Origin of the sequence: Streptomyces sp. NBC_00102 (assembly GCF_026343115.1) — a bacterium.
Lineage (GTDB): Bacteria > Actinomycetota > Actinomycetes > Streptomycetales > Streptomycetaceae > Streptomyces.
In genome coordinates, this window is sequence record NZ_JAPEMC010000001.1 from 1,933,895 (window position 1) to 1,948,724 (window position 14,830).

At 71.9% G+C, this 14,830-nt stretch carries 12 protein-coding genes; 8 read left to right on the forward strand and 4 right to left on the reverse strand.

Translation table 11 applies throughout. The annotated features are described in order from the left end of the window. Positions 1-53 precede the first annotated feature (53 nt). Positions 54-2,630: an aminopeptidase N gene (gene pepN / locus OHA55_RS08545; protein WP_266704353.1), complete on the forward strand. Its 2,577-nt coding sequence runs from the start codon at positions 54-56 to the stop codon at positions 2,628-2,630. Positions 2,631-2,780: 150 nt separating this feature from the next. Here the strand turns inward: pepN and OHA55_RS08550 are convergent, their stop codons facing one another. The 4 genes from OHA55_RS08550 to OHA55_RS08565 all read right to left on the reverse strand — a co-directional run bounded on the left by OHA55_RS08550 (position 2,781) and on the right by OHA55_RS08565 (position 6,243). Beyond that, positions 2,781-3,011: a hypothetical protein gene (locus tag OHA55_RS08550; RefSeq protein ID WP_266704355.1), complete on the reverse strand. Its 231-nt coding sequence runs from the start codon at positions 3,009-3,011 to the stop codon at positions 2,781-2,783. Positions 3,012-3,031: 20 nt separating this feature from the next. Then, entirely contained in the window at positions 3,032-5,182 is a 2,151-nt protein-coding gene (gene malQ / locus OHA55_RS08555) for a 4-alpha-glucanotransferase (protein WP_266704357.1), read from the reverse strand. Next, positions 5,183-5,479: a hypothetical protein gene (locus OHA55_RS08560; RefSeq protein WP_266704359.1), complete on the reverse strand. Its 297-nt coding sequence runs from the start codon at positions 5,477-5,479 to the stop codon at positions 5,183-5,185. Between the two features lie 227 nt (positions 5,480-5,706). Beyond that, positions 5,707-6,243, reverse strand: coding sequence for an HNH endonuclease (locus OHA55_RS08565; protein ID WP_266704361.1), 537 nt, complete (start codon positions 6,241-6,243; stop codon positions 5,707-5,709). A 385-nt stretch (positions 6,244-6,628) separates the two neighbouring features. Here OHA55_RS08565 and OHA55_RS08570 point away from each other — a divergent pair, with 385 nt between their 5' ends. The 7 genes from OHA55_RS08570 to OHA55_RS08600 all read left to right on the forward strand — a co-directional run bounded on the left by OHA55_RS08570 (position 6,629) and on the right by OHA55_RS08600 (position 14,608). Beyond that, positions 6,629-7,690 (forward strand): mechanosensitive ion channel family protein, encoded by a 1,062-nt coding sequence (locus tag OHA55_RS08570; protein ID WP_266704363.1) that lies wholly within the window; start codon positions 6,629-6,631, stop codon positions 7,688-7,690. Between the two features lie 204 nt (positions 7,691-7,894). Further along, entirely contained in the window at positions 7,895-9,118 is a 1,224-nt protein-coding gene (locus tag OHA55_RS08575; protein ID WP_266704365.1) for an ROK family transcriptional regulator, read from the forward strand. A gap of 57 nt (positions 9,119-9,175) precedes the next feature. Next, positions 9,176-10,507 (forward strand): ABC transporter substrate-binding protein, encoded by a 1,332-nt coding sequence (locus OHA55_RS08580; RefSeq protein ID WP_266704367.1) that lies wholly within the window; start codon positions 9,176-9,178, stop codon positions 10,505-10,507. Between the two features lie 6 nt (positions 10,508-10,513). Continuing rightward, positions 10,514-11,455 (forward strand): carbohydrate ABC transporter permease, encoded by a 942-nt coding sequence (locus OHA55_RS08585; RefSeq protein ID WP_266704369.1) that lies wholly within the window; start codon positions 10,514-10,516, stop codon positions 11,453-11,455. 3 nt (positions 11,456-11,458) lie between these two features. After that, the gene (locus tag OHA55_RS08590; RefSeq protein ID WP_266704370.1) at positions 11,459-12,373 is read left to right on the forward strand and encodes a carbohydrate ABC transporter permease; all 915 of its coding nucleotides are present in this window, start codon (positions 11,459-11,461) and stop codon (positions 12,371-12,373) included. Between the two features lies 1 nt (position 12,374). After that, positions 12,375-13,640: a 6-phospho-beta-glucosidase gene (locus OHA55_RS08595; RefSeq protein WP_266704371.1), complete on the forward strand. Its 1,266-nt coding sequence runs from the start codon at positions 12,375-12,377 to the stop codon at positions 13,638-13,640. After that, a complete protein-coding gene (locus OHA55_RS08600) occupies positions 13,631-14,608 on the forward strand; it encodes an N-acetylglucosamine kinase (protein ID WP_266704372.1) in 978 nt (325 codons plus the stop codon). Before OHA55_RS08595 ends, OHA55_RS08600 begins: the two co-directional genes overlap by 10 nt. Positions 14,609-14,830: the final 222 nt, after the last annotated feature.

Consider the following 14,830-nt stretch of genomic DNA (forward strand, 5'->3'; position numbering starts at 1 on the left):
GTCCCCGGCGTGGAAGGATGACCCGAAACGTCACCATAGAAGGAGATGACCGGGTGCCTGGCACGAATCTGACCCGCGAAGAGGCGCAGGAGCGGGCACGGCTGCTGACCGTGGACGCCTACGAGGTCGAGCTCGACCTCTCCGGAGCGCAGGAGGGCGGGTCCTTCCGGTCCGTCACCACGGTGCGCTTCGAGTCCGCGGAGGCCGGTGCGGAGACCTTCATCGACCTCGTCGCCCCCGCGGTGCACGACGTCGTCCTCAACGGAACCTCCCTGGACGTCGCCGCGGTCTTCCGCGACTCGCGGATCGCGCTGCCCCGCCTGCGCGAGGGCGCGAACGAGCTGAAGGTCGTCGCCGACTGCGCGTACACCAACACCGGTGAGGGGCTGCACCGCTTCGTCGACCCGGTCGACGAACAGGCCTACCTCTACACCCAGTTCGAGGTGCCGGACGCCCGGCGGGTGTTCGCCAGCTTCGAGCAGCCCGACCTGAAGGCCACGTTCACCTTCACCGTCACGGCCCCGGCGGGATGGACCGTGATCTCGAACTCCCCGACGCCGGAGCCGGTGGACGACGTCTGGTCGTTCGCGCCGACGCCCCGCATCTCGACGTACATCACCGCGCTGATCGCCGGCCCGTACCACTCGGTGCACAGCAGCTACGAGCGCGACGGCAGGACGGTGCCGCTCGGCATCTACTGCCGCCCCTCGCTCGCCGAGCACCTCGACGCGGACGACATCTTCGAGGTCACCCGGCAGGGCTTCGACTGGTTCCAGGAGAAGTTCGACTACGCGTACCCGTTCGCCAAGTACGACCAGCTCTTCGTACCGGAGTTCAACGCGGGCGCGATGGAGAACGCGGGCGCGGTCACCATCCGCGACCAGTACGTCTTCCGCTCCAAGGTCACCGACGCCGCGTACGAGGTGCGGGCCGAGACCATCCTCCACGAGCTGGCCCACATGTGGTTCGGCGACCTGGTCACCATGGAGTGGTGGAACGACCTCTGGCTGAACGAGTCGTTCGCCACCTTCACCTCGATCGCCTGCCAGGCCGACGCCGAGGGCTCGCGCTGGCCGCACTCGTGGACCACGTTCGCCAACTCCATGAAGACCTGGGCGTACCGGCAGGACCAGCTGCCGTCCACCCACCCGATCATGGCGGAGATCAACGACCTCGACGACGTCCTCGTCAACTTCGACGGGATCACGTACGCCAAGGGCGCCTCGGTCCTCAAGCAGCTCGTGGCGTATGTCGGCCAGGACGAGTTCTTCGCGGGCGTGCAGGCGTACTTCAAGGCGCACGCCTTCGGCAACACCCGGCTGTCCGACCTGCTGGGCGCACTGGAGGAGACCTCCGGCCGCGACCTGAAGGCCTGGTCGACGTCCTGGCTGGAAACCGCCGGTATCAACATCCTGCGCCCGTCGCTGGAGACGGACGCCGAGGGCCGCATCACCTCCTTCGCCGTCCTCCAGGAGGCCCCGGCGCTCCCGGCCGGAGCCAAGGGCGAGCCGACACTGCGCCCGCACCGCATCGCGATCGGCTTCTACGACCTCGGCGTCGACGGCAAGCTGGTGCGCCGCGAGCGGATCGAGCTGGACGTGGACGGCGAGCGCACCGAGGTGCCGCTGTCGGAGGGCACCAGGCGCCCGGACGTGGTCCTGCTCAACGACGACGACCTCAGTTACGCGAAGGTCCGGCTCGACGAGGAGTCGCTGCGGTTCGTCACCGAGCACCTGGGCGACTTCGCCGAGTCGCTGCCGCGCGCGCTGTGCTGGGCCTCGGCCTGGGACATGACCCGCGACGGCGAGCTGGCGACCCGTGACTACCTGGCGCTGGTGCTGGCCGGCATCGGCAAGGAGTCGGACATCGGCGTGGTGCAGTCGCTGCACCGTCAGCTGAAGCTGGCCATCGACCAGTACGCGGCGCCCGAGACCCGCGAGGCGCTGCTGACGCGGTGGACGGACGCCACCCTGGCGCACCTGAACGCGGCCGAGGCCGGCAGCGACCACCAGCTGGCGTGGGCCCGCGCCTTCGCGGTGACGGCCCGCACCCCGCAGCAGCTGGACCTGCTCCAGGGGCTGCTGGACGGCACCAAGTCGGTCGAGGGCCTGGCCGTCGACACCGAGCTGCGCTGGGCGTTCGTGCAGCGGCTCGCCGCGACCGGTCTGCTCGACGAGGAGGAGATCGCCGCCGAGTACGAGCGCGACCGGACCGCGGCGGGCGAGCGGCACGCGGCCGAGGCCCGCGCCGCGCGTCCCTCCGAGGAGGCCAAGGCCGAGGCCTGGGCGCTGGTCGTCGACTCCGACCAGCTGCCGAACGCTCTCCAGGAGGCGGTCATCGGCGGTTTCGTCCAGACCGAGCAGCGTGAGCTGCTGGCGCCGTACGCGGAGAAGTACTTCGCGACGGTCAAGAAGGTCTGGGAGACCCGCAGCCACGAGATGGCCCAGCAGATCGCGGTCGGCCTCTACCCGGCGATCCAGGTCTCCCAGGAGACGCTGGACGCGACGGACGCCTGGCTGGCCTCGGCCGAGCCGAACGCGGCGCTGCGCCGGCTGGTGTCGGAGTCCCGCTCGGGCGTCGAGCGCGCGCTGCGCGCCCGCGCCGCGGACGCCGCCGCCGCGACCGCGTAACGGCGGCCGGACACGAGAAGGCGCCCTCCCCGGTACACGCCGGGGAGGGCGCCTTCGTGCGTGGGGCCCGTCGGCGGCCGCGTCCGGACATGCGTGTGCGCCGCGCGGTAGCTCGTACCGGCGGCGCACACGGCGGAGCGTGTGGGGCTGTTACGCCTTCTTCTTGGACTTGTCGAGCACGATGACCAGGCCCGCGATCACCGCGAACAGCGCCAGGGGCGCCAGGACGTACAGGCTGATGGTCTCGATGACCGACAGGCCGGAACCCGGGTCGTCGCCGTCGTCGCGGGTGACCGCGAGAGCGGGGGACGACATGAGCAGCATCATCAGCGTCGTACCGGCCGCAACGGCGCCGGCGCGCATAGCGTTCTTCTTGTCCACGGTGCAAACGTAGCGAACGCCTACGGACGGCGCGCGCCCGGGGGTGCCGTACGTGGGGTCCGGCGGATCGGTCCGTCCATCAGCCGGTGCAGTCGCGGCGAGCCGGTGATCTGTTCCAGCGTCAGCGGACGGCCCTCCCCGTCGGCGATCGGCAGGCGCCAGTTGGGGTACTGGTCCCAGGTCCCGGGGAGGTTCTGCGGGCGCCGGTCGCCCACGGTGTCCGGGAGCCAGATGCCCGTCATCAGGGCGGGCGTGCGCAGCAGGAAGCGGTGCACCGCGCGTACGGCCGCCTCCTCGTCGCCCTCCCCCTCGGGCAGCAGCCGCAGCCGGGCCAGCAGGCCGAGCCATTCGGCGGTGTCGGCCGCGTCCTCGGCGAGCTCCTCCTCCAGCGTGCGGGTGAGCAGGCCGAGTTCGTGGCGCAGCCGGACGTGGTCGCCGGAGAGCCGGGCGGCGGTGGACGGCAGGTCGTGGGTGGTGGCGGTGGCCATGCACTCCCGGCGCCAGTGCTCGGGGGCCAGCGGGCGTCCGGTGCCCTCCCAGTCGCGTTCGAACCAGAGGACGGACGTGCCGAGGACTCCGCGCCGGGCGAGCGCCTCGCGCACGCCGGGCTCGACCGTGCCGAGGTCCTCGCCGAGGACGACGGCCCCGGCGCGGTGGGCCTCCAGGACGAGGACGGCGAGCATCGCCTCGCCGTCCTGGGCGACGTAGGTGCCCTCGGTGGGCTGCTTGCCCTCGGGGACCCACCAGAGCCGGAAGAGGCCCATGACGTGGTCGACGCGGAGCGCCCCGGCGTGCGCGAGCAGGCCGCGCAGCAGGCGCCGGAAGGGGGCGTAGCCGGAGGCCGCGAGGGCGTCGGGCCGCCAGGGCGGCAGGCCCCAGTCCTGGCCGCGGGCGTTGAAGGCGTCCGGGGGCGCGCCGACGGACATGCCGAGGGCGTAGTCGTCCTGGCCGGCCCAGGTGTCGGCGCCCGCCGGGTGCACACCGACCGCGAGGTCGTGGATGACGCCGACCTCCATCCCGGCGTCCTCGGCGGCCCGCTGGGCCTCTGCCAGCTGGGTGTCGGTCAGCCAGGCGAGCCGGCTGTGGAAGTCGACCCGTTCGAGGAGCCCGGTGCGGGCGCGGGCGGTCTCCCGGGAGCGGGGGTCGCGCAGCGGCTCGGGCCAGGCGTGCCAGTCGGGGCCGTGCACCTCGGCGAGCGCGCACCAGAGCGCGTGGTCCTCCAGGGCCTGTCCCCGGGCGGAGAGGAAGTCGCAGTAGGCGGCCCGGCGGCCGGGGGTCAGCGGCACCTGCTGGATGAGCTCCAGCGCTTGCCGCTTCAGCTCCCAGACGGCGTCCCGGTCGATCAGCGCGCCCTTGTTGAGCACGGCCTCGCAGAGCGCGGCGGCGTCCTGGCGGAGGTCGTCCAGCACCGCCCGCGCGCGTACCTGGCCGTACTCGGGGATGGACTCGACGTGCAGGTGGACGGGGTCGGGGAAGAGCCGCGAGGAGGGGCGGTACGGGGACGGGTCCGTGGGCCGGCCGGGAACGGCCGCGTGCAGCGGGTTGATCTGGACGAACCCGGCGCCGAGGGTGCGTCCGGCCCAGGAGGCGAGGTCGGCCAGGTCGCCGAGGTCGCCCATGCCCCAGGAGCGCCCGGAGAGCAGGGAGTAGAGCTGGACCAGGAAGCCCTGGACCCGGGCGGCGGGCTGCGGGGCGCGGGCCGGCGCGACGACGAGCGTGGCGGTGCCCTGGCGGTGGTCGAGGGTGCGCGCGGTCACCCGGTGCACGCCGAAGGGCAGGTCGGGCCACCAGACGGGGACGGCGGACGGCGGGGGCGTGTCCGGGACGTCCGCCTGCGCGCCGGTGACGCGCAGGCGGATCGGCTCGGGCCTGGCGGCGCCCGGTTCGGCCTCCGGGACGACCGTCAGGGTCGTCCCGATCGGCAGAGCGGCGAGGGCGGGCGGCAGCGGCTCGCCCGCCCAGACCACCGCGGTCGGCGGGAGCAGACGGGAGCCCGCCCCCGATTCGGCGGCGGCGAGCGACCTCCGTACGCCCTCCGGGGTGGAGGCGTCCACGCCCAGCGCGGCAAGCACGGCGGTGACCGTGTCGTCGGGGACGGACACCGTGACACCCGCGGACGGGGAGTAGGACGTGGCGACGCCGTGCAGGGCGGCGAGCCGGGAGAGGCCCATTCAGACTCCTGGAGACTCCATGGCCCCCGCGACACCGGGGGCGGTCGGTTCGCTGGTGAGCGGAGCGACGACGGCGAGCGGCGGCTCGCTCGTCAGGGGGGTGGCGTCGGCGAGCGGCGGCTCGCTGGTGAGCGGTGCGGCGCAGGCGGCGAGGGGTGCGTCGAACGCGGGAGTGGTCCCGGCGCGGTGGACGGCGGTGGGCTGGAGGGGCGGTCGGCTGGTCAGCGGCTCCGGGCCGGCCGGACCGGGGGCCTGTTTGGAGAGGGCGGGGAGCGGAAGCTGCGCGGCTGCGGGCAAGGTGACCTCCTGGCCGTGGGAGCAGGACGGAAGAGAGACCTACCCACCCCCCGGTGGCGCAGTCGCGCAGACGTGAGCGTGGCACAGGTCTGATGCCAACGGTCCCAACGTGCCGTGGGTCACATTCCGTTCCCCCGGACGGCAGATATGGGCCATTTTCGGCCACTGTGCCGCCGGTCACGGACGGCACGGGCGGGCCCTGCGGCCCACGGAAACCTGCCGGACTCTCAGGCGGAGACGCCGTCGATCCGGGCCATCGCGTCGTCCGCGCCGAACGGCTGGAGGTAGGGAAGCCAGCGGGGGTCGCGGTGGCCGGTGCCGATGATCCGCCACGCCAGGCCGGTGGGCGGTGCGGGCTGGTGGCGCAGGCGCCAGCCCAGCTCGGGGAGGTGCCGGTCGGCCTTGACGTGGTTGCAGTGGCGGCAGGCGGCCACCACGTTCTCCCAGGCGTGCAGTCCGCCCCGGCTGCGCGGGACGACGTGGTCGACGCTGGTGGCGGCGGCGCCGCAGTACACGCAGCGGCCGCCGTCGCGGGCGAAGAGCGCCCGGCGGGTGAGCGGAACGGGCCCCCGGTAGGGGACCCGGACGAAGCGCTTGAGGCGGACCACGCTGGGCGCCGGTACGGCGGTGGTGGGGCTGCGCAGGAGGGCGCCGGACTCTTCGAGGCACACGGCCTTGTTTTCGAGGACGAGGACGAGCGCGCGGTGGAGCGGTACGACGCCGAGCGGCTCGTACGACGCGTTGAGAACCAGGACGTGCGGCACGGTGGATGCCTCCTTGTACGCCGGCGGCGCGTGGCTCGCGCCGGGACGATCCGCTCTCAGTCTCTCCTCATGCCTGGTCCGGGCGCCACCACGTGCGGGTAATGGGCCGGAGGGAATCCGCCCGGACGGCCCCACGCCCGCCGGCGGGCCGCCACCGGGCACGGCGTCGGCCCGCCGCCCGGGAGGACGGGCCGGGGGCGGACCGGGCGCCGGGCGGTCGGGTTCGCGACGGAACCTGGCGTGAAGCGTGCGATTCGGTGCGATTTCCGGATGATCGGTGTGATTTCCGGATGAGACGAGCCTCTCGGTGGGCCGCTGACATCATCCGGGCCGCGCTCGTCGTTAACCTGGTTGATCCGCTGTCGCCCGTGCTGGAGGTCCCACCGTGTCCCCGTCCGTCCTGTTGGCCGCCACTCCGTCGACCGGGTCGGGAGGCTCGCTCGACGAGGCCGCCCGGCAGGCCGGCGACGCCGCGGGCTGGGTCGAGCAGAACTGGTCCACCTGGCTGAACACGGGTCTGCGGATCATCCTCATCGCCGCCGTGGCGATCGTGCTGCGCTACGTGATCCGCCGCGCCCTCACCAATCTGATCGAGCGGATGAACCGCAGCGCCCAGGCCGTGGAGGGCACCGCCCTCGGCGGGCTGCTGGTCAACGCCGAGCGGCGCCGCCAGCGCTCGGAGGCGATAGGTTCCGTGCTCCGGTCGGTGACCTCCTTCCTGATCCTCGGCACGGCGGCGCTGATGATCCTGGGCGCCTTCGAGATCAACCTGGCGCCTCTGCTGGCCTCCGCCGGTGTGGCCGGTGTGGCGCTCGGCTTCGGTGCGCGCAACCTCGTCACCGACTTCCTCTCCGGGGTCTTCATGATCCTGGAGGACCAGTACGGCGTCGGGGACACGGTGGACGCCGGGGTCGCCTCCGGCGAGGTCATCGAGGTGGGTCTGCGGGTCACCAAGCTGCGCGGCGACAACGGCGAGATCTGGTACGTCCGCAACGGCGAGGTGAAGCGGATCGGCAACCTCAGCCAGGGCTGGTCCACCGCCGGCGTCGACGTGACGGTCCGGCCGACGGAGGACCTGGACCGGGTCCGCGCGGCCATCTCCGCCGCCACCGAGGTCATGGCGAAGGAGGAGCCGTGGAGCGAGCGGCTCTGGGGCCCGGTGGAGATCCTCGGCCTGGACGCCGTCCTGCTGGACTCGATGACGGTCCGGGTCACCGCGAAGACCATGCCGGGCAAGGCGCTGACCGTGGAGCGCGAGCTTCGCTGGCGCATCAAGCGGTCGCTGGACGAGGCGGGCATCCGCATGATCGGCGCGGTGCCCCCGCAGCCGGAGGCCGGGGCGGCGGACCCGACCGCGGCCATGGCCGCCCCGTCGGCGTACGCCTCGGCCACCTCGCCGCAGTCGCTCGCCGCGACGCCGCTCGCCCCGCCGAGCATCACCAAGTAGGACGACCCGCAGGTCCCGCACGTCACCGGAGGGCCTCCGCGCATGTCGCGGAGGCCCTCCGGCGTGTTTCCGGGCGGCTTCGGTCCGCCCCCGCAGGTAACGCTTTCGTTGCCCGGCCGCCTCGCCATTGACGCCCCGGGTACGGGCGCCTACCTTCCTCTCACCGGATAGGAAACTTTCCTAACAGAGAGCGGACCCACCTCCATGGCAGGAACCACCCCGGGCACCGGCACCCCCGGCACCCCCCGGCTGCTGCGCGCGATGAACGACCGCGCCGCCCTCGATCTGCTGCTGGAGCACGGCCCCCTCTCCCGGACCCGGATCGGGAAGCTCACCGGCCTCTCCAAGCCGACCGCCTCGCAGCTGCTGGCCCGGCTGGAAGCGGCCGGGCTGGTGCGGGTCACCGGCACCACCGAGGGGCGCCCGGGCCCCAACGCGCAGCTGTACGCGGTCAACGCCGAGGCGGCGTACGTGGCCGGGCTCGACGTCAACGCCCGGCGCATCGTGGCCGCGGTCGCCGACATCACCGGCACGGCGGTGGGCGAGTACGAACTCCGCACCCCCGGGCGGGGCGCACAGAGCGCGGTGCACCAGGTCGGCCGGGCGCTGGACGGCGCGGTCGCGGCCGCGGGGCTCACCCGGTCCGCGATCCACCGGGTCGTCATCGGCACCCCGGGGGCCTTCGACCCGGGCACCGGCCGGCTGCGGTACGCCTCGCACCTGCCGGGCTGGCACTCCCCCGCCCTGCTCGACGAGCTGGCGGCGGAGCTGCCGATGCCCGTCGAGTACGAGAACGACGTGAACCTGGTCGCGGTGGCCGAGCAGCGGCGCGGGGCCGCCCGGGGCCACGACGACTTCGTCCTGCTCTGGAACGAGGAGGGTCTGGGCGGCGCGCTCGTCATCAACGGCCGGCTGCACCGCGGCTTCACCGGCGGCGCCGGAGAGGTCGGCTTCCTGCCGGTACCGGGCACCCCGCTCGTACGCCAGGTCGTCAAGGCCAACAGCGGTGGCTTCCAGGAGCTGGCGGGCGCCCAGGCGATCCCCCGGCTCGCGGCCCAGCTCGGCATCGACACCCCGCAGCAGCCCTACCCCGAGGTCGCCGCCGGCCTGCTGACCCGTGCCGCCGCCGCGTACGGCCAGGACGAGAAGCTGACCGAGCTGCTGCTGAACTACGCGCAGCGGCTCGCGACCGGGCTCGCCTCCCTGACCGCCGTGCTCGACCCCGGGCTGATCGTGCTGGCCGGCGGGCTGATCTCGGTCGGCGGCGAGCGGCTGCGCTCGCTGATCCAGTCCGAACTCGCCGAGCTCGCGGCCTCCCGGCCCCGGCTCGTCCTCGCCGAAACCGTCCGCCTGCCGGTCCTGCGGGGCGCCCTGGAACGGGCCCTCGCGGACACCCGCGACGAGGTCTTCGACACCTCACGCCCCTGAACTTCCGCACTCTGTACCGCCGTTGCCTCTCCTTCACCATCCCCAAGGAGCTTCGCCATGCGCAGAAACAGCCTCACCACGGCCGCCGTCGCCGTCGCCGCGATATCCGTCCTCGCCACCGCCTGTACGGGCGAGTCGCAGAGCGGTGCCACGGACGACCCGAACGCGAAGACCACCATCAACTTCTGGCACGGCTGGAGCGCGCCGTCCGAGGTCAAGGCGGTACAGGACAACGTCGACCGTTTCGAGAAGGCCCACCCGAACATCAAGGTGAACGTCGTCGGCAACATCAACGACGACAAGCTCAACCAGGCGCTGCGCGCCGGGGGTTCGAACGGCCCGGACGTCGTCTCCTCGTTCACCACGTCCAACGTCGGCAAGTTCTGCTCGTCCGGTGCCTTCGCCGATCTCACCCCCTTCATCGAGAAGTCGGGGCTCGACCTGGAGAAGACCTTCCCGAAGGTGCTCCTGGACTACACGCAGTTCGAGGGCAAGCGCTGCTCGCTGCCGCTGCTGGCCGACGCGTACGGCCTCTACTACAACAAGGACGCCTTCGAGAAGGCCGGGATCGCCGCACCGCCGAAAACCCTCTCCGAGTTCGCCGCCGACGCCAAGAAGCTCACCGTCACCAAGGGCGACAGCTACCAGCAGCTCGGCTTCATGCCGACCTTCCACGGCTACGAGTCGGTCGCCGACCACTACCTGGGCTCCTGGGACCACACGTACTTCGACGCGGACGGCAAGTCGAACATCGCCAAGGACCCTGCCTTCGCCGAGATGTTCACGTACCAGAAGAAGCTGGTCGAGGATCTGGGCGGCTACGACAAGCTGGAGAAGTACCGCGGCTCCTTCGGTGACGAGTGGGGCGCGAAGCACCCGTTCCAGACCGGCCAGGTCGCGATGCAGCTGGACGGCGAGTGGCGGCTCGGCATGGCCGAGGAGGCGAAGACGGACTTCGAGATCGGGGTCGCGCCGATGCCGGTCGCCGACGACGAGGCCGACACCTACGGCAAGGGCTTCCTCTCCGGCACGATCATGGGCATCGCGCCCGCCAGCAAGAAGCAGAACGCCGCGTGGGAGCTGGTGAAGTTCATGACCAGCGACACGCAGGCGGTGGTCGACTTCGCCAACGGCATCAAGAACGTGCCCTCCACCTTCGAGGCGCTGAAGTCCCCCGACCTGAAGTTCGACCCGCGCTTCAAGACCTTCCTGGACATCGCGCAGAACCCGCACTCCAACACCCCCGACGGGGCGGTCAACGGCTCGACGTACCAGCAGACCCTCCAGGACTTCGGCTACCAGTACGAGAAGGGCTCGGTGAAGGACCTCCAGGCCGGTCTGGAGAAGACCGCGGCGCAGATCGACACCGACATCGCCAAGGCCAAGTAGCCCACGATGACCACGTACACACTCCGCTCCAAGCGCCGCAGGTCGGCGCTGCGCACGGTGGCCTTCCTGTCGCCCTGGCTCATCGGGTTCTGCTTCTTCTTCGCGTACCCGATGGTCTCGACGGTCTACTTCTCCTTCACGAAGTACGACGGGTTCGGGGCGCCGGTCTTCAACGGGCTGACGAACTGGACGTACGTCTTCACCGACTACCCGATGTTCTGGCCGTCGCTGCGCAACACCCTCTGGCTGGTGATCGTCATGGTCACCTGCCGGGTGGTGTTCGGCCTCGGCATCGGGCTGCTGATCACCCGGATCAAGACCGCCACCGGGGTCTTCCGCACCCTCTTCTACCTGCCCTACCTCGCGCCGCCGGTGGCCGCGACCCTCGCCTTCGTCTTCCTGCTCAACCCCGGTACCGGGCCGGTCGACTCGATCCTGGGCGATCTCGGACTGCCGACGCCCGGCTGGTTCAACGACGCGACCTGGTCCAAGCCGGCACTGACGATGCTCGCGGTCTGGGGCATCGGCGACCTGATGGTGATCTTCATGGCCGCGCTGCTGGACGTGCCCGCCGAGCAGTACGAGGCGGCCGAGCTGGACGGCGCCTCCGCCTGGCAGCGGTTCCGCTTCGTGACGCTGCCGAACATCTCGCCCATCGTGATGTTCGCCGTGGTCACCGGGGTCATCCAGGCGATGCAGTACTACACGCAGCCGCTGGTGGCGGGGAAGGTGGCCTCGGGCGTGATCGGCGGCTCCGGCCAGTCCTTCGAGCCCGGCTACCCCGACAAGTCGACCCTGACGCTCCCCCAGCTCGTCTACAACCTCGGCTTCCAGCGCTTCGACTACGGCTCCGCCTGCGTCGTCGCCCTGGTCCTGTTCGCCCTGGCCATGGCCTTCACCGCACTGCTGATGCGGGGCCGCAACAACCTCGTCCAGGCCGGTGACTGACTCATGACACAGCTCCTCGACACCCCGGGCACCCCCGGCTCCCCCGCCGGGACAGTCCGTACCGCACGTACGGCCGCCGAACGCACCGCCCGCCGCAAGGCGCTGCTGCGGTGGATCGCGGTGCACTCGCTCGGCGTCGCCGCCGCGCTGTTCTTCGTCCTCCCGCTGGTCTTCGTGGCTCTGACCTCGCTGATGAGCGACCAGCAGGCGCTGACCCGCGACCTCACCCCCGACACCTGGGAGTGGGAGAACTACCGGCGGGTCTTCGACACCCCCGGCTTCCTCACCTGGTGGCGCAACACCCTGCTCTACGCGGGCGTCGGCACCGTGCTGACCGTGGTGTCCTCGGTGCCCGTCGCCTACGCGCTCGCGAAGTTCCGCTTCAAGGGCCGCAAGCTGTCGCTGATGCTGGTCATCTCGATGATGATGCTGCCGCCGCAGGTCGTGATCATCCCGATGTACCTGTTCTGGGCCAAGCAGGTGGACCTCTCCGGGACGCTCTGGCCGCTGATCATCCCGATGGCCTTCGGCGACGCCTTCTCCATCTTCCTGCTGCGCCAGTTCCTACTGACCATCCCGGACGAGTACCTGGACGCGGCGCGGATCGACGGCTGCGGCGAACTGCGCACCCTGCTGCGGGTGGTGCTGCCGATGGCCAAGCCGGGCATCGCCGCCATCGCGCTGTTCCAGTTCTTCGCCGCCTGGAACGACTACTTCGGGCCGCAGATCTACGCCTCCGAGAACCCGGCCGCCTGGACGCTCAGTTACGGCCTGGAGTCCTTCAAGGGCGCACACCACACCGACTGGAACCTGACCATGGCCGCGACCGTTCTGGTCATGGCCCCCGTGATCGCCGTCTTCTTCTTCGCGCAGAAGGCATTTGTCGAGGGCGTCACACTGACCGGAGTGAAGGGCTGAAATGAAGCTCGCAGTAGTGGGTGGCGGGTCCACCTACACCCCCGAACTGATCGACGGGTTCGCCCGTCTGCGGGACACGCTGCCGATCGAGGAGCTCGTGCTCGTCGACCCGGCGGCCGACCGTCTCGAACTCGTGGGCGGCCTCGCCCGGCGGATCTTCGCCAAGCAGGGCCACCCCGGCACCATCACCACCACCTCCGACCTGGACGCCGGGGTGGAGGGCGCCGACGCGGTCCTGCTCCAGCTGCGCGTCGGCGGGCAGGCCGCACGCAACCAGGACGAGACCTGGCCGCTGGAGTGCGGCTGCGTCGGCCAGGAGACCACCGGCGCCGGCGGCCTCGCCAAGGCGCTGCGCACCGTGCCGGTCGTGCTGGACATCGCCGAGCGGGTGCGCCGCACCAACCCGGACGCCTGGATCATCGACTTCACCAACCCGGTGGGCATCGTCACCCGGGCGCTGCTCCAGGCAGGCCACAAGGCCGTCGGCCTCTGCAACGTGGCCATCGGCTTCCAGCGCAAGTTCGCCCGGCTGCTGGACGTCTCCCCCGCCGAGGTGCACCTCGACCACGTCGGGCTGAACCACCTCTCCTGGGAGCTCGGCGTCCGCCTCGGCGGCCCCGAGGGCGAGAACGTGCTGCCGAGGCTGCTGACCGAGCACGGCGCGGCCATCGCCGCCGACCTGCACATGCCGCGCGAGATCGTGGACCGGCTCGGTGTGGTCCCCTCGTACTACCTGCGGTACTTCTACTCCCACGACGAGGTCGTCCGGGAGCTCGGCACCAAGCCGTCCCGGGCCGCCGAGGTCGCCGCGATGGAGAAGGAACTCCTCGCGATGTACGGCGACCCGAAGCTGGACGAGAAGCCCGCGCTGCTCGCCAAGCGCGGCGGCGCCTTCTACTCCGAGGCGGCCGTCGACCTGGCGTCCTCGCTGCTCGGCGGGGGCGACGCCACCGTGCAGGTGGTCAACACCCGCAACAACGGCACCCTGCCGTTCCTCCCCGACGACGCGGTGATCGAGACGCAGGCCCGGGTCGACGGCTCCGGCGCCGTCCCGCTCGCGGTGCCGGCCCTGGACCCGCTGTACTCCGGGCTGATCGCCCAGGTCACCGCGTACGAGGACCTGGCGCTGAAGGCGGCCCTGCACGGCGGCCGGGACCGCGTCTTCAAGGCGCTGCTCGCGCACCCGCTGGTCGGACAGTACGAGTACGCCGAGGGCCTCACGGACCGGCTGATCGCGCACAACCGGGAGCACCTCGCGTGGGCGTGAACGCTTCGGTCCTCGCCATCGACGCGGGGAACAGCAAGACCGACGTGGCACTGATCGGTGAGGACGGCACGGTGCTCGGCACGGCCCGGGGCGGCGGTTTCCAGCCGCCCGTCGTCGGGATACCGGCCGCGCTGGACATGCTCGCCGCCGCCGTGGAGGGGGCGTACGCCTCGGCCGGCGGGACGGTCGGAGGGCCGGCCGCGCACGTGTCGGCCTGCCTCGCCAACGCCGACCTCCCGGTGGAGGAGGAGGAGTTGACGGCCGCACTGCTCGACCGCGGCTGGGCTCCGTCGGTCGAGGTGCGCAACGACACCTTCGCCGTTCTGCGCGCCGGGGTGGACGAGCCCCGGGGCGTCGCCGTGGTCTGCGGCGCCGGGATCAACTGCGTCGGCATGCTCCCGGACGGCCGTACCGCCCGCTTCCCCGCGATCGGCCGGATGTCCGGCGACTGGGGCGGCGGTTCGGGGCTCGCCGAGGAGGCGATGTGGTTCGCCGCCCGCGCCGAGGACGGCCGGGGCGAGCCGACCGAGCTGGCCCGGGCGCTCCCCGCGCACTTCGGGCTCGGTTCGATGTACGAGCTGATCGAGGCACTGCACCGGGAGCACATCCCGTACGAGCGGCGGCACGAGCTGACCCCGGTGCTCTTCGCGACGGGCGCGGCCGGTGACCCGGTGGCGCGCGCGGTGGTGGACCGGCTCGCGGACGAGGTCGTCGCGATGGCCACGGTGGCGCTGGACCGGCTGGACCTGCTGGAGGAGCACGTTCCGGTGATTCTCGGCGGCAGCGTGCTGGCTGCCCGGCACCGGGACCTGGACATCCGGATCGCCTCGCTGCTGGCGGCCCGCGCACCCCGGGCCCGGATCCGCGTGGTGGCCCAACAGCCTGTGCTGGGGGCCGCGTTGCTGGGCCTGGACCACACGGGGGCGGCGCCCGAGGCGCACGCCAGGCTGCGCGCCCAGTACGCCTGAGGGGCGTGCGGCCGGGCCGCCGCCGAAGCGTCCTCGCGTCAACTCCCGTACAACGGCGTACGGGAGCCCGCCGCCCGCGGGAACCGATCAACGGCCCCGATCGTGTTCACACCGGGGGAATCGGTTCGGTACGGGGCGGCCGCGGGTCGGGGATGCCGGGTTGCCGGCGCCGCCGCCCGCCGCCCTCCCGGCCCTTGGATCCAGGTATTCCTGGTGGATGCC

Excerpts from the sequence above, each read along its gene's own strand:
- malQ (WP_266704357.1), bottom strand. The coding sequence starts at position 5,182 with ATGGGCCTCTCCCGGCTCGCCGCCCTGCACGGCGTCGCCACGTCCTAC.
- OHA55_RS08575 (WP_266704365.1), top strand. The coding sequence starts at position 7,895 with ATGGCAGGAACCACCCCGGGCACCGGCACCCCCGGCACCCCCCGGCTG.
- OHA55_RS08580 (WP_266704367.1), top strand. The coding sequence starts at position 9,176 with ATGCGCAGAAACAGCCTCACCACGGCCGCCGTCGCCGTCGCCGCGATA.
- OHA55_RS08585 (WP_266704369.1), top strand. The coding sequence starts at position 10,514 with ATGACCACGTACACACTCCGCTCCAAGCGCCGCAGGTCGGCGCTGCGC.
- OHA55_RS08590 (WP_266704370.1), top strand. The coding sequence starts at position 11,459 with ATGACACAGCTCCTCGACACCCCGGGCACCCCCGGCTCCCCCGCCGGG.
- OHA55_RS08595 (WP_266704371.1), top strand. The coding sequence starts at position 12,375 with ATGAAGCTCGCAGTAGTGGGTGGCGGGTCCACCTACACCCCCGAACTG.